This is a genomic window from Leucobacter sp. GX24907, assembly GCF_053567335.1.
Genome location: NZ_JBSGPD010000001.1, coordinates 314,352 through 328,671, shown reverse-complemented (window position 1 = coordinate 328,671; position 14,320 = coordinate 314,352). Strand labels below are relative to the sequence as shown.

Sequence of the window (14,320 nt, the reverse complement as noted above, 5' to 3'; positions counted from 1 at the left end):
ATGGCCACTGCCGTACCTTGAAGCGGCGCTACTCGGAAGCGCGGTGCAGCTGCCCGATCTCGTCGTCGTTCTTGTCGAACACGGTCATGGTGTCGCCCTCGAACGTGACGGATGCCACTGACCGGAGCCAGTCGTCGACACCCGGGCAGGCTTTGAGCGTCGATCCACCGCGTTCGATCTTCACCGCGTCGCCAGCAACCGTGTAGTCACCGCCCATACCGTTGCACCCGTCGCTGCCCACAAATCGGCCTTCATCCCGGAACTCCAGGAAGGGATCGCCCTTCTCGTCGGAGCGCCAGATCCCTACCAGCTGCCCCTCGTCGATGTTCTCTTCCATCGGAGCCTCCGTGTTCTCTTCTGAGCTTCCGTCAGAACCGCCACCGGTCGGGGCATCGCTCCCAGCCATGCCCGTGCAGGCAGCGAGCGAGGCACCTAAGAACAGTGCTGCAGCTGCGATCGTTGTGCGAACGAGTGCGCTCGGGGCAGTTCTTTCGATGACCATGCGGCCACACTAACCGCGCCCACTGAATGATCCGTGTGATTCTTCATCAATAGGAGTGAACACCACCCAACTCGACAGTTGCGTAATATCTATTTCCACAGATGTCGGTATTGAATTCGAACCCACCTTCGCAATTCGAAATCAACTTTGACAGTTGGTGAATTGGTAGTGAATGCGTCTCAAAATATGTCTCTCATAAGCACTCATTGAGAGCCGCGGCCAGCAGCGCAACGACCGATTCAGGCCCGCCCGTTCGGCCAGACAGAACGGATCCTCGCTCGGATCACGTTTCTCGAGCTTGTTCTACAACGGGCATCTAATATCTCCTTTATATTGCAATCGCAATTGCATAACGTCGGAAGTCTCGCTTATTTTAATGAGGGTGCCTCGATCGATATCGGGCGTCACGCGTCCGACCAAGTCGAGTCCGGGCCGTGCCACTACGGCACATGAACTAAGAAACATTGGGGAGATATCAGAGTGACGAAACGTCGCCCGCTGGCGCTCGGCGCCGCAGCAGCGATCGGCTTCGGCAGCCTCTTCTTCGCAGCGCCCACCGCGTTCGCAGAAGATGAGGTCGACCAGCCGGTCATCGACCAGACCGAAGAACAGGCTCCGGCCGAAGACGAGGCCGCGGCCGATCCGAAGGATTCGGAGTCTGAGGACCAGGATGCGAAGTCCGAGGACGAGGATCCGCAGCTGGAGGCCGCCGAGGCGATCGAGCAGGCCGACCTCCCGATCATCGCGTTCGGTGAGAACGCGAATGGCGAGACCCTCGTCTACACCGCCGAGCAGGTCTCGAAGACCGAAGAGCAGGCGATGCAGACCTTCGCGCTCGACGCGGGTGCCATCGACAAGGGCGAGACGATCAAGGTGATCGCCGACCGCGTGTCGGAGCCGGGAACGCCGTACGCCGCGAATGACGTCGTCGGCGGCGCCGGCTACCTCTCGCTCGAGGGCGACACGCTCGCCAGCGCGTGCTCGATGGGCTTCACCGCCTGGACTCCGAGCGGAGATCCGGCGATCCTGACCGCCGCGCACTGCACCGCCGACGGAACGTTCGACAACACCGTCCGGTCGATCCCCTCGGAGCAGCCCGCCCACCTCGGTGAGGGCGCCGGTGATGAACAGTGGGCTCCTCTCGAGCAGACCCTGCTCGGAGCCTTCGGCTTCTCGCAGTTCGGCGGCCCCGGCAACGCCGATGGCCAGGACGACTCCAGGTGGCCCGACGACCCGGAGAGCCCTGACAGCGCCGAGTCCTACGACCTCGCCGTCATCGAGAACATCGACGACAGCTTCAACCTCCTTCCCGAGGTGACCGACTGGAGCACCGCCGGAAGCGACGACCTTTCGGGCAGCACCACCGAGATCACTTCGGTCGGCGCCCCCACGATCGGTGACGTCTCGAAGAGCGGCCGCACCACTGGCAAGACGGACGGCACCATCACCGACGAGGACATCACTCGCGGCTACCACCGCCTCTGGGCTTCCAACGAGCCCGGTGAGACCCGCTGGCGCTGGGTGAAGGGCTTCGCAAGCTCGGTCCAGAGCGCCGGTGGCGACTCCGGCGGAGCTGTGTACCAGGGTGGCAAGGCCGTGGGTGTTGTCAGCGGCGGCGCCGGCAACGACGATCGCGGCGAACTGACCTGGGCATCGCTCCTCGACGAGGTTCCTGCCGAGCTCGAGGGCTACGAGGTGGCACTCCACATCGACGCTCCTGAGGTCACCAGTGACGAGAACGGCGCCGAGCTGGAGCCCGGCGAAGAGATTTCGGGCACTGCTCCCTCCAACGCCACTGACATCTCGTACAGCTTCCAGCCGAACTCCGGCGCGGGTGGCCCGGTAGAGGACGGCGCGTGGTCGCTCAACGCCCCTGAGGAGCCGGGTGAGTACACGCTCACCATCACCGCGACGAACGGTCACAGCCATTCCGAGTCGACCACGTTCGACTTCACCGTTGCCGAAGCGGCTGTCGCCGCCCCGGCGATCACCTCCCCCGCTGACGGCTCGTCGGTCGAGGGCCCGGTCGAGACCATCGAGGGCACCGGCATCGCCGGCGCAACGCTCACGATGACTGGCGACGTGGAGAGCGAGGTCGAGGTCGACGAGAACGGCAACTGGAGCGTTCCGACCGAGCTCACCGAGGGTGAGTACTCCATCACCGTGCAGCAGTCCGTGGACGGCGAGGACTCGCGTACGGTGAGCGCAACGTTCACCGTAACCGGCGACGACGAAGAGCCCCCGGTCGAAGATGTCGAGATCGGCATCAGCTCGATCGAGAACGGCGCAGAGTACACGCTCGCCAACGCTCCGACCGCAGTTTCGGGCACCGCGACCGCGGGCGCGACCGTGACCGGCAGCCTGGATGCCGAGAACGGCGAGTTCGAGGCCGTAGCCGATGCCGATGGCAACTGGACCGCCGAGCTCGGTTACGAGCCGGCACTGGGCGGCTACACACTCGAGGCGACCGCATCGCTTGACGGCGAGACCTCTGACACCGTGAGCGTCGACTTCACCATCGTCGACGGCAACGGCGGCGGTGGCGACGAAGGTGGCAACGGCGGCGAAGGCGACAACGGCGACGAGCTCCCCGACACCGGCTTCGATGCCATGTCGATGGCTCCGTACATCGCCGGCGCTGCGCTGATGGCGCTGCTCGGTGCGGCTGCGATCCTGATGACGGCACGCCGTCAGCGTGGTCTCAGCGACGAGAGCTAATCCTCCCCGCCGCGTAATCGCGGCATGAGAAGCGGGGTCCGGTCTTCATGACCGGGCCCCGCTTCTCGTTTCCCCAGCGGTCTCTTCTACGCACTCGAGAATTCCGTTCGGGACCGTGTACAACTCTGAAGGCTGAAGCCACCCTGCACAGGCACCGGGCACCTTGCCCACAAGATCACCGGCCTCAGAGTGCCACGCCTGCAGACAGACGGTCAGCGGCAACCCCGTCAACAACAGAACCCCCGCCATCGGCAGGGGTTCTGAGTGACTCCGGCAGCTGAGGCGGGGCTCGATCCCGCGACCTCACGACTCCACGCCTTTGCCGAAATCACGCCGCATTCAAGGCCTTCAGTTGACTCTCGAAAAACGTGATTCCACTCTCCGACTGGCTCAGAACGCGCCAGGCTATCTAATTCTCACCCTCAAAGCGTTTCGGCTTGCATCAGATGTCGGTCACGGACATCTTTAATGGGAATGTGCGGGGTCAGGATCGGAGGTTGAAGTGGATCGCTGAGCTCCTCGTAGCCTTCTGCAACAGTGATCCGTCACTCTCCAAGGTGTACCGAACGCAACGCCGTACACATCTCTGCCGTCACCTCCCTACGACCAACCCGGACTGCGTAACTCAGGAAGGAATGGAACGATTCTTCCGCGAATCCGGGCGAAAGTGGTCAATCTCATACCTTCGGAAGACCTACTGCGTCCTAGCCTCATTCTTCTCCTGGGCCTACGAGAACCGCCACGCCCCAAAGAACCCGATGGCCGATCTGCCCCATGCCATAGGATAGGCCGCGATAGTCACCTCTCCGAACCCGTATACCTTGAGTTCTTCGCTCAGTACCTTCGATCGGTAGGGCCTGACGCACGTTTAGGCGACATTCTGACCTGACCTGCGGTTCGGTTTCGCCGCGAAGATCAGCGAAGACGCCACGATCGCCATGCATGCGGCTACCGCAATGGCGATAATGGCGCCCAGCCGCACCGTCGACGGATCTGTTGATGCCTGAACTGCGGACACCTGGTGTATGACGGCTGAGAGCGAGGTCGCAGCGGCAATCAGGGCAACCCCCACCGTCTGGCCGGTTGCCCGGGTCACCATGTTGAGCGATGATGCGATGCCGACATGCGAACTCGATGCGATCTCCTGGATCACGATCACCACCGAGTTCGCCAGCGGCCCGAGCCCAGCACCCACCACGAATCCTGCAAAGACCAGCCATCCGATCCCGACTCCCTGGAGCACCAGCACGAGGAGAAGCACGTATCCGGCGCACACCGTCAATCCGCCCACGGCCCCTACGAATCTGATGCCAAAGCGTTTGACGATCGCCGAAGCGGCAAGAGCCGCGAGCGTCCAGGCAACTGAAAGTGCTGCATAGACCCAGCCCGAGACCGCCGGGCTGACACCGAGAACGATCTGTCCGTAGAGCGGCGCCGCAACATTCGTCGTGATAAGCATCGATCCCAACAGCACAGAGGCGAGGAGCGCATAAAGGAATCCCCGGTGGCGGATGAGTTCCCCCGGAAGAATCGGATCGTCCGCCCGTTTCTCGACGCTGATAAGCAGAAGTCCAATGAGCGCCAAGAGCAGTAGCATCGACACAAGTACGGGCAACTCGGGCTCGGTGACAACCACACCCAGGCATACCGAAGCCACGACAATCAGAAGCATGCCAGCTAGATCAAATCCCTTCCTCTTGACTACCTTCTCGGCGCGGTAGGCCCAAGGGAGTATAACGAAGGAAACAACGCCGAACGGTACCGTCGTGAGAAAGACCAGACGCCACTGCCCACCTGGAATCGAGCTGATGATCAGAGGAGCCACGACTGCCGCCCCGCCCCACGCAGCCGAGAGCACGGCGAGTACCTTCGCACGGGACGCGTGCGAAGAGAACTGCGAAGCAACCGCTGCCTGGGTTAAGGCCTGCATCGAACCGGCTCCCGCCCCTTGCACCACGCGGCACACGATGAGCGGCCAGAATTCGTCAGACAGAGTAGAGCCCACCGCCCCGAGTATGAAGAGTGCGGTGCCGAACAGCAGGGGCGTGCGGGGGCCGACTCGGTCGCTGAGTACGCCCCAGGGCAGGGTCGTGGCCAGCAGCGCCACCAGATAGGAACTGATGATCAGGCTGGAGGGTTCAGCCAATAAATCCTGCGCAGCGACGGGAAGCACCATGACGACCAGTGCGATATCGAGTGCCGGCATCGACACGATCATGACGAGCGCCACGATCAACGTGGTGTTGCGGCGCATTTGTACCTCGTTTCTGCGCGGAAGATAATGGAGATATGAATCCGACCCGCACGGCGTCGAGCAGACGACCGCCGCAAGATCCTCCGCGCGCTCGCGGATCGTAACAGGAATGACTAGCATGTGGGAACGACACATCAAGATAAACCGCCTCGAGTCGCAGCCGTGGGAGAACGGGCGGGGTAGCACCAGAGAGGTCTTCTCCTACGCAGCGAGTGCAGAACTGACGCCCGGCTCGCCTCGCTGGCGCCTCAGCGTGGCAGAGCTCTCCACCACGTCCGAGTTCTCCCCCTTCCCATCCCTCTTGAGGACCTTCGTCCCTGTCGGCGGCGACTGCGAACTGATCATTGACGGGGTCCACCATCATGTTCCGGAAGCACGGCCTCTGGTCTTCTCCGGAGACAGCGCGACGAGTCTGATCGGACTGTCGACGCCCTGCCACGCGGTGAACCTCATATCGCAGAGGAATGGCTCGCAGGTGGTGACATTGCGGGCGGCAACGCCGGACGACCCTGAGTTCGCCCGCGCGCCGGTCCGCATCGCACTGAAACATGGGACCGGCACCAATGCGATGGACGTCTTCTCCGGAAGCCCGACTGCAGACGCGCACGACGTCGCGCTGTGGGCGCTGGTATGCGTGGTCGAAGATCGGCTTTCGCGCAATTGATCGGAATCCCCTAGCTGATCGGCGGCGCCTCATTCCCGGGGTGAGTCTCCGGGCCGGGTCAGATTCCCGCCGACGACCGTGGCGGTGACATCTGCAGATCTCGCGACCAGGGGCAGCTGCTTGGCTTCGGCACCAGTCACCCGTCTCGAGAGCAAGTCGACCTCCACCGCGTCGAGGTGCGCGCCGATCTCGAAACCGGGCACGCGATTCCAGCTCGGGATGAGGCCCAGCGCACTGTAACCGCCGCTCGAACCGGCGGCCCAAAGCGTTTCGAGTGGGAACACCCCTCGACGTCGACTCTTCAGACGCTGATCGAACTCAAGTCTTGCGACTTCTTCCCAGGGATCGATGACGACATGCTGATCGGAGCCGATGGATATCTCGGCACCTGCACGGAGGAGCTCTGGAGCGGGTCCGATACCGTCACCCAGATCGGCCTCGGTTGTCGGGCACATAACAATATTTGCGCCGGCCCCGCCGAGCAGTTCGATGTCCCGTTCCGAGAGGTGGGTCGCGTGAACAGCGGAGAACCTTGAGTTCACCAGTCCGTGTCGCGCGAAGAGTTCGGTTGGGGACATGCCGTGCTCGGCGCGACACGATTCGTTCTCCGCTGGCTGCTCGGAAACGTGTGCATGGACGGGAACATCATCAGGGAGTCCCTGAGAGATCACCGCCAGGTCCTGAGCGCTCACAGCCCGGACCGAGTGGATGGCGGCTCCGAGCGAGACGAGCGGACTTCCAAAAGATTCGATGGCCGATCTGAGGTCATGCCATCGGTCCAACCAATGATCTGCTGAGCCGTCGCCGAACCTCAGCTGTTCCGCAGCTAGGGGCTGGGCGTCACCCCCACGGAGGTAGCAAGCGTCGAGCAGCACGAGGCGCAGCCCGACGGAGTGGGCAGCTTCTACGAGCGCAAGCTCCATGTCATGATTCGGATAGGGTTCCCCTCCGACGCCATGATGCAAATAATGGAACTCCCCCACCGCTGTGTAGCCAGCATCTCGCATCTCGAGAAACACCTGTTCCGCAATATTACGGTAGCTGCTCGGCGTGAGCTGGGCCGCGCGATCGTACATCTTCAGGCGCCACCGCCAGAAATTACCTCCCTGGTCATGGGTGCGTCCGCGCAGACCACGATGGAAAGCATGCGAATGCGCGTTCGCGAACCCCGGGACTACGAGACCGAGGCTGATGTCGGCCGCAAGCGGGGGTGAACCGACTTCGATCTGAGTGATCCGCCCACCGCTGGACACCAGGCGAACCTGGTCGGCGAACGAGCCCTCGATTAGCGCCGTTTCACAGTGGAAGGATCTGATCATCGGAATCATCTCGGCGATTCCTCGGCCAGATTCTTCAGCACCAAGGCCAAGGCCCGAGCCCCACGCTCGCAGTCCTCGCTCCGTGCACCCTCCCCCGGCGCGTGGGAGACTCCCGTTGGGTTGCGAACGAAGAGCATGGCAGACGGCACATACGCTGAGAGCACGCCGGCGTCGTGCCCCGCGCCGGTGGAGATCGCCGGGATGCCGTCGAGCAACTCGACGATCCTCGTGGTGATCTGTCGGTCGAACCTTACAATTGGGGTGAAGGATTCTTCCAGCACTTTGAGTTCGCAGCCCTGGCAGCCGGTGCTCTGCTCGACCAACGCCACGGTCTCCGCGAGCTGCTCCCGCACTGCCTCGTCGGTGTCGGCTCGGATGTCAACCCAAAGATCCACCTGAGATGCGATCACGTTGGTTCCATTGGGGGTGATACTCATCTTCCCCACCGTGGCACGCGCGCCGGCCCGTCGCCGCTCAGCCACCTCCTTGATCGCGAGGACCGCGGCAGACGCCGCGACAACGGGGTCCCTCCGATGCCCCATAGGGGTGCTACCGGCATGATTCCCTTCACCCATGATGGTGAGCCGCCATCGCCCGTGCGGGATGATCGTCGATGCGGCTGCAAGCGGGAGATCCCGTTCCTCCAGGTCGACCCCTTGCTCGACGTGGAGCTCGATAAAGGCCCCGATCCGCTCAAGGCGCTCCGGATCTGCGCCGACTCTGCTGACGTCGAGAGCCGCTTGGTGCCACGCACTTCTCAACGTAACTCCGGAGCGATCTGATCGACTCAGCGCATCGTCGGGGCTGATCTCGCCGACCATGAGGCGTGAGCCGAGGCACGGCACACCGAACCGACTCCCCTCTTCCTCGGCAAACACGCAGATCGCCACCGGTCGAGACGGCCGCCACCCGTCAGCCTGCAGGATCTCGATCGCTTCCAGCGCGCTCACGACTCCGAGAGGGCCGTCGTACGCGCCTCCACCCGGAACCGAGTCAAGATGGCTCCCTGTGACGATGGCCCCCGGGCCCGGTTCTCCGTACCAGGCCCAGAGATTCCCGTTCCCGTCCAGTTCGACCGAGAGCCCGAGTTGCTGCGCAGATCGCTGGAACCAGCGACGCAGCTCGAGCTCCGGCTCTTCGAACAGATGCCTCGAGTACCCGCCTCGAAGCGAATCGCGGCCGATGTCCTGGATCTCTTCCAGTCGGCTCATCACAGACAATTGAAACTCCCCTCGCGAAGGACCTCATGCGGGCGTGTGGACGTGGGCGGATGGCACGGAACAGCGCGACGGACGCGCGAGTCGATGATCATGTGGCGAAAGGTGTTCTTTCTGAATGGGACGGTTGATGTGCGGTGATGTTTCAGCGCTCCGGTCTCGAAAGCCCTGAGAAGAATGCCACCAGCAGCTCGGCGACCGCTTGTGGCCGCTCGAACGGAGCGGCGTGCGCCGCGTCCGCGATGCCGGCGGAGTGCCCGCGCCGAGCGCGATCGGAGATCTCGCGGAGCTTCGCCTCGGGCACGAGGGCGTCTTCCTCTCCCCATACTGCGAGCACAGGAGGCTCGAGCTGATCGAGCCGGTCGATCGCGTCATAGTCGGCGAGCGCCTCGCAGGCCCGAGCATAACTCGCGTCGTCGGTGCCCTCGAGAGTCTGAAGCAGCGCGTCCACGCGATCGGCGTGAGACCTGCGTGCCAGATCCGCGAACCAGCGTTGGCGCGAGCCCTGCACGAGCGAGCGGGTCCCGTCCTGCCGCACCGCGGCCGCTCGAGAGTACCAGGCCGCCACATCATCGACGCGAGCGCCCGATGAGATGATCGCAACGGCGGATATCCGCTCCGGATAGGAGAGCGCAAGCTCCAAGCCGACGGTGCCGCCGAAGGAGACTCCAGCATAGTACGCTCTCTCGACACCGACTCCGTCGAGATGGGCGATGATTTCCTTCGCGACCTCCTCAACGGAGAAGGCAGTCCGAGCCGGAGGCGCGGCACCGTGACCTGGCAGCTCCCAGGGCGCGACTCGAAAGTGCTTCGCGAGTTCCACCCTCGTCTGATCCCACAGGTAGCTCGAGGTGCCGAGTGAATGACCGAGGAGCAGATACGGCGCCCCCTCCGGCCCCTCAGCAGCAGAAAACGCAAGCTCAACTTTACTCACCTATTCCTCCATTTCAGATGCGACGATCGTCGCCCACGTGAGCATCGCCGTCTAACCAACATGCTTCAGAAACGCCTTCGTACGGTCCGAGGTTGGCCTATCGATGAGTTGCTCCGCGGGGCCGAGCTCAACGATCTTTCCCTGATCCATGAAGGCGACTCGGTCCGCGACATCTTTCGCGAACCGCATCTCATGCGTCACGACGATCATCGTCATACCTCGTTCAGCGACTCGGCGCATGACTGCTAGCACCTCGCCTACGAGTTCGGGATCCAAGGCACTGGTCGGTTCGTCGAAGAGCATCAACTTGGGCTCCATGGCGAGAGCCCTAGCAATGGCGACCCGCTGCTGCTGGCCACCGGAGAGATGCCTCGGATACGAGTCCGCGAGGTGCGCGAGTCCCACCTCGGCAAGGGCTTCTCGGGCCTGCTCCGATGCCTCGCGTTTCGGAATGCCCCTAACTTTCCGGAGCCCCACGGTCACGTTCTCCAAGGCAGTCAGATGGAGGAAGAGATTGAAATGCTGGAAGACCATGCCTACTTGCTCACGGTGCCGAGCGACCTCCGCCTCGCTCGCCTCGTGCAGAACGTCATGCTTTACGGTGGCCCCGACGAACTCCCCGTCCACCGTGATGAAGCCGCCATTGATTCGCTCAAGATGGTTCACGCACCTGAGCAGAGTGCTCTTGCCGGATCCGGAGGGGCCTATAAGGCACAGCACCTCGTTCTTGAATACGTCGAGATCGATGCCCTTCAGAACCTCGACCTCTCCGTAGCTCTTGACGACATTCCTGATGCTGACGAGCGGCTGCTGGCTCATGCTTCTTCCTCTGCATTCCGGGAGACATTGCTCTTCCGCTGCGGTCCGCCAGATAGCGAGTACTTCTTCTCTAGGAAGTGCTGACCGAACGTTGCGAGTGTGACGATGAGGAGATACCAGATGCTGACGACGATCAACAGCGGCATGACCTTGAAGTTGGAACCGTAGATCTGCTGCGCACGCGTGAGAAGATCGCCGCCGCCGATGACGGCGACGAGCGCGCTCGCTTTGAGCAGGCTGATGAACTGGTTGCCCGTGGGTGGAATAATGACACGAATCGCTTGAGGCACCACGATCGTCCGCATCATGAGCCCACGCTTCATACCAATACTCTGTGCTGCCTCCCGCTGCCCGACAGGCACAGAGAGTAGACCTGCTCGAATGATTTCGACCATGAAGGCAGCCTCATGCAAGGACAAGCCGATAATCGCTGCGGAGAAACCGGTGATGAGTGTATTGGTGTCCCAGCTGAAGTCTCCGAAGCCGATGCGGGGAAGAAACAGCGCCGCGTTGAAGCAGATAAGCAAGAGCACGAGCAGTGGCAGACCGCGGAAGAAGCCGACATATGCCTTCACGAAGCTTCGGAAAACCGGATTCTTCGACTCACCAAGCAAGGCTAGGATGCACCCGATCAATAACGCAAGGATCTGTGAGATGACCGAAAGCTGGACGGTGACCCAGAGGCCTTCCATGATCGGCTTCGAAAACATGTATTGCCATACCAACGACCACTGAAGATTCTGATTAGTGGCAAGGGAGTACAGAAGGAAACCTGTAAGGATGGCTGCCGCCACACCGCTGATCCAGTAGCTCGGGTGTTTCCGCGGAACCGGCTTTGCGAATGGGTCGCTAACTTCGACCCCGGTTATCGAGTGTGTCACAGACGTACCGTCTTTCGTATGCGTAGGTATCAACGGGATGATGGGTTGGCAGGAGGCTGACTTTGCGGATCGAAACGGCAGTGGGTATACGCGAACATAGGAACGGCCGTCTTCTCGCGGCGCGCAAAGCCGACGGGCTTCCACCACGTCGCTGCACGCCGCGAGAAGACTTCATATGCGCTCACCCGTTAAGGACACATGTGTCCTGGCCGGTTCGATCGCTCAGAGATCGCAGGAACCGCAGAGCTCAGGCAGCTCCAGAGGACGAGCGGTTGCGAGGTTGATGCCAGGCTCGAGTAGCATGATGTCCGTCAGCTCCCAGTCATTCATGATCTCCTCATAGGTGCCGTCGGCGATGATCTCCTCGAGGGCACCAAGCATCGCTTCTGATAGGCCCTCCTCTTCGGAGCCAACCACGATGCCGACATAGGTGCGGGAGAGCAACGGGCTCGGAATTACTTCGAACAACCCGTCGCTCGTCTTCGCCTGCCAGACGCCGGTTGCGGTGTTCGTAAATGCGAAGTCGATCTGCCCAGACTGGAGGGCAGTGTTCTGATCGCCAGCGGTCGGGAAGTTGGTGATCTGAAGCGCCTTCTGCCCCTCCGCCTCGCAGTTCTCAGTGAAGAACGCCGCGTCCTCGACGAACTCGGTTCCGGTCTGGACTCCGGCTTTCAGTCCGCATGCCGACAGCGGATTCTCCTCGATCCGCTTCGGGTTCTCCGTGGTCGTAATAATGCTCTTGGTCGCGTATGCGTAGTCGACGAACTTCACGGTCTTCTGTCGTTCTTCATTGTCAGTGATGCATTCCATAGCACCGTGAAAGCGACCGCTCTCCACCCCAGGCAAGAGCCCGTCGAACGAAATCGCCTCTTGCTTGATCTCCACGCCGAGCCGTGGGGCCATAGCCATCAGAAGGTCGTGATTGAAGCCATCGATCTCGCCATTGTCATTCGTGAAATCGCAGGGCGGGTACTGCGGATCGGTCGCGATGACCAGGGTGCCGCTTTCCTGAACGTCTTTGGGAAGGAGCTCGAACAGTTCTGGGACTACGAGATCTTTCCCTTCTCCCTCTGAGGAATCGTCTCCCGCTGTACAGCCGCTCAGCAAAAGCGTCGCAGCCGCGACCGCGGCAACCGTGGTCACGATTGTTTGAAGTTTCGTCATTGAGAACTCCTAAGTATGCATCGTTCTAAAATCGAATGAACAAAACCATTCATTCGTACAAGTAAATGTGACAAGTTCATGCAAATCACGCGAGACCGGTGCTCACCAGCTCCGCTTATGTGACAACATCGTTACCGAGCGATAAGGCCAGCAGTGGTCTTTCCGCAAATCAGGGGAATCGGGATCGCTAGAGTAACCCGATTCTCTTGGACTCAAGATCTTGAATGTAGTTGCCGCCGGATAACTGTGCCCTTCTCTCAGAGTGGATAGTTCGATTCAATGGCGCATGGGACCACGCCCCGGGGCTAGGCGGTAATCTCCAAGGGAAGCTCCACAATTGGCAGGAATGCTCCTCCGAGGATCTCGGCGGCGAGGTCCTCCATCTCATCGGCCATGATCCGATCATCGGTCAGGAAGTCAGCTTTGCTTCTGACAAGTTCATAGCTGGGGCGATTCGCTGGCGCGGCATCGCCGTCATTGCGCAGGTCCAATCCCTGCGCCGCTGAGAGTAGTTCGATCGCGACCACATAGGCCGCATTGCGAACCATCTGACCAAGACGCACGGAGGCGTGTGTCGCCATGCTCACATGGTCTTCCTGTCCGGCAGAGGTGGGGATGCTATCCACGCTGTTGGGCGTCGCCCGGGATCGGTTCTCTGCCACCAGCGCCGCACTCGTCACCTGGGCCATGATGAATCCCGAGTTCAGTCCAGCGTTCCCCACGAGGAACGGCGCGAGTCCGCTCATCGACGCATCCATGAGCATGGCCTGCCGTCGTTCCGAGATGGATCCGATCTCGCAGATGGCCAGTGCGATGATGTCAGCGGCGAACGCCACCGGCTGCCCATGGAAGTTACCGCCGGAGAGCACTACGTCATCTTTAGGGAACATGAGCGGATTATCGGAAACTGCGTTGAGTTCCGTCTCGAGGGTTCTGGCCGCAAATCCGAGCAGATCCCAGGCCGCTCCCATAACCTGCGGCTGGCAACGGAGGCAATAGGGATCCTGCAGCCGTCGGCCCTCAAATTCTTTCCCGAGCACGGAACTGTCTTCGACAAGTCGGCGCAGGGCGCCCGCCACTCTGATCTGTCCATGATGCCCGCGAATCTGCTGGATGCGATCGTCGAGCACAACTGGGCGGCCCGCTGTCGCCTCCAGGGTGAGCGCACCGGCGGCAAGGCCCGCGTTGAAGACCGCTTCAGCACCGAAGAGCCCGCGCAGGGCGATGGCCGTCGACACCTGCACGCCGTTGATGAGCGCTACGGCCTCTTTCGGCCCGAGCACCACCGGCGAGAGACCGACGCGCGCGAGTGCATCGCGCGCGCCATAGGTCTCCCCCTCGATCCTGATCTTTCCCTCGCCCATCATGGCCCCAACCAGATGGGACAGTGGCGCGAGATCGCCAGAGGCACCCACTGACCCCTGGGAGGGCACGACTGGCAGCGCGTCCGCATTGATGAGCGCTGCGATCAGCTCCGCTACCTCGACTCTGATCCCAGAGTGTCCGCGGGCCAATCCGATGAGCTTGATGACCATGATCGCCCGAACCGTCTCGTCCGGAAGTGGTTCCCCGACGCCGACCATATGGGAAAGCACGGAACGGCGCTGCAGTTCGGCGAGATCGTCGGGGGAGATCCGACGGTCGGCAAGCTTTCCGAATCCGGTATTCACGCCGTACACGACGTCACCGCGCGCAATCGCGTCGAGAATGACCTGGTGTGCTTTCTGAAGATTGTGGCGCGCAGCGTCGGTGAGTTCGACACGCACGGGTCCTTCGTAGACCGGGCGAATATCGTCGAGGCTCAGAAAGTCCCCGGATATCTTGATCGTTGTAGGCATATTTTCCCCT

General features: G+C 61.8%; 11 protein-coding genes. 2 read left to right on the top strand and 9 right to left on the bottom strand.

Annotation, left to right across the window (positions count from 1 at the left end):
• Positions 1–28 precede the first annotated feature (28 nt).
• On the bottom strand, positions 29–502 hold the full coding sequence (locus ACUYV6_RS01660) for an META domain-containing protein (protein ID WP_449276908.1): 474 nt from the start codon (positions 500–502) through the stop codon (positions 29–31).
• A gap of 480 nt (positions 503–982) precedes the next feature.
• On the opposite strand from ACUYV6_RS01660, the gene ACUYV6_RS01655 reads away from it, so the two are divergent.
• Positions 983–3,220, top strand: coding sequence for an LPXTG cell wall anchor domain-containing protein (locus tag ACUYV6_RS01655; RefSeq protein ID WP_449276907.1), 2,238 nt, complete (start codon positions 983–985; stop codon positions 3,218–3,220).
• Between the two features lie 868 nt (positions 3,221–4,088).
• Here the strand turns inward: ACUYV6_RS01655 and ACUYV6_RS01650 are convergent.
• Positions 4,089–5,474: an MFS transporter gene (locus tag ACUYV6_RS01650; protein WP_449276906.1), complete on the bottom strand. Its 1,386-nt coding sequence runs from the start codon at positions 5,472–5,474 to the stop codon at positions 4,089–4,091.
• A gap of 109 nt (positions 5,475–5,583) precedes the next feature.
• On the opposite strand from ACUYV6_RS01650, the gene ACUYV6_RS01645 reads away from it, so the two are divergent.
• Positions 5,584–6,138, top strand: coding sequence for a HutD family protein (locus tag ACUYV6_RS01645; RefSeq protein WP_449276905.1), 555 nt, complete (start codon positions 5,584–5,586; stop codon positions 6,136–6,138).
• A 29-nt stretch (positions 6,139–6,167) separates the two neighbouring features.
• Here ACUYV6_RS01645 and ACUYV6_RS01640 read toward each other — a convergent pair whose 3' ends face one another.
• From ACUYV6_RS01640 to hutH, 7 genes are all read right to left on the bottom strand, one after another.
• Positions 6,168–7,466 carry a formimidoylglutamate deiminase gene (locus ACUYV6_RS01640; RefSeq protein ID WP_449276904.1) on the bottom strand — a complete coding sequence of 433 codons (1,299 nt, stop codon included), beginning with the start codon at positions 7,464–7,466 and terminating at the stop codon, positions 6,168–6,170.
• Positions 7,463–8,668: an allantoate amidohydrolase gene (locus tag ACUYV6_RS01635; protein ID WP_449276903.1), complete on the bottom strand. Its 1,206-nt coding sequence runs from the start codon at positions 8,666–8,668 to the stop codon at positions 7,463–7,465. The genes ACUYV6_RS01640 and ACUYV6_RS01635 overlap by 4 nt, the downstream gene beginning before the upstream one ends.
• Positions 8,669–8,819: 151 nt before the next feature.
• Complete coding sequence (locus ACUYV6_RS01630) at positions 8,820–9,608, bottom strand: alpha/beta fold hydrolase (protein ID WP_449276902.1); 789 nt, start codon at positions 9,606–9,608, stop codon at positions 8,820–8,822.
• A 51-nt stretch (positions 9,609–9,659) separates the two neighbouring features.
• On the bottom strand, positions 9,660–10,427 hold the full coding sequence (locus ACUYV6_RS01625; protein WP_449276901.1) for an amino acid ABC transporter ATP-binding protein: 768 nt from the start codon (positions 10,425–10,427) through the stop codon (positions 9,660–9,662).
• Entirely contained in the window at positions 10,424–11,221 is a 798-nt protein-coding gene (locus ACUYV6_RS01620; RefSeq protein WP_449276900.1) for an amino acid ABC transporter permease, read from the bottom strand. Before ACUYV6_RS01620 ends, ACUYV6_RS01625 begins: the two co-directional genes overlap by 4 nt.
• Before the next feature lie 309 nt (positions 11,222–11,530).
• Positions 11,531–12,472 carry an ABC transporter substrate-binding protein gene (locus tag ACUYV6_RS01615; RefSeq protein WP_449276899.1) on the bottom strand — a complete coding sequence of 314 codons (942 nt, stop codon included), beginning with the start codon at positions 12,470–12,472 and terminating at the stop codon, positions 11,531–11,533.
• A 305-nt stretch (positions 12,473–12,777) separates the two neighbouring features.
• A complete protein-coding gene (gene hutH / locus ACUYV6_RS01610; protein WP_449276898.1) occupies positions 12,778–14,310 on the bottom strand; it encodes a histidine ammonia-lyase in 1,533 nt (510 codons plus the stop codon).
• Positions 14,311–14,320: the final 10 nt, after the last annotated feature.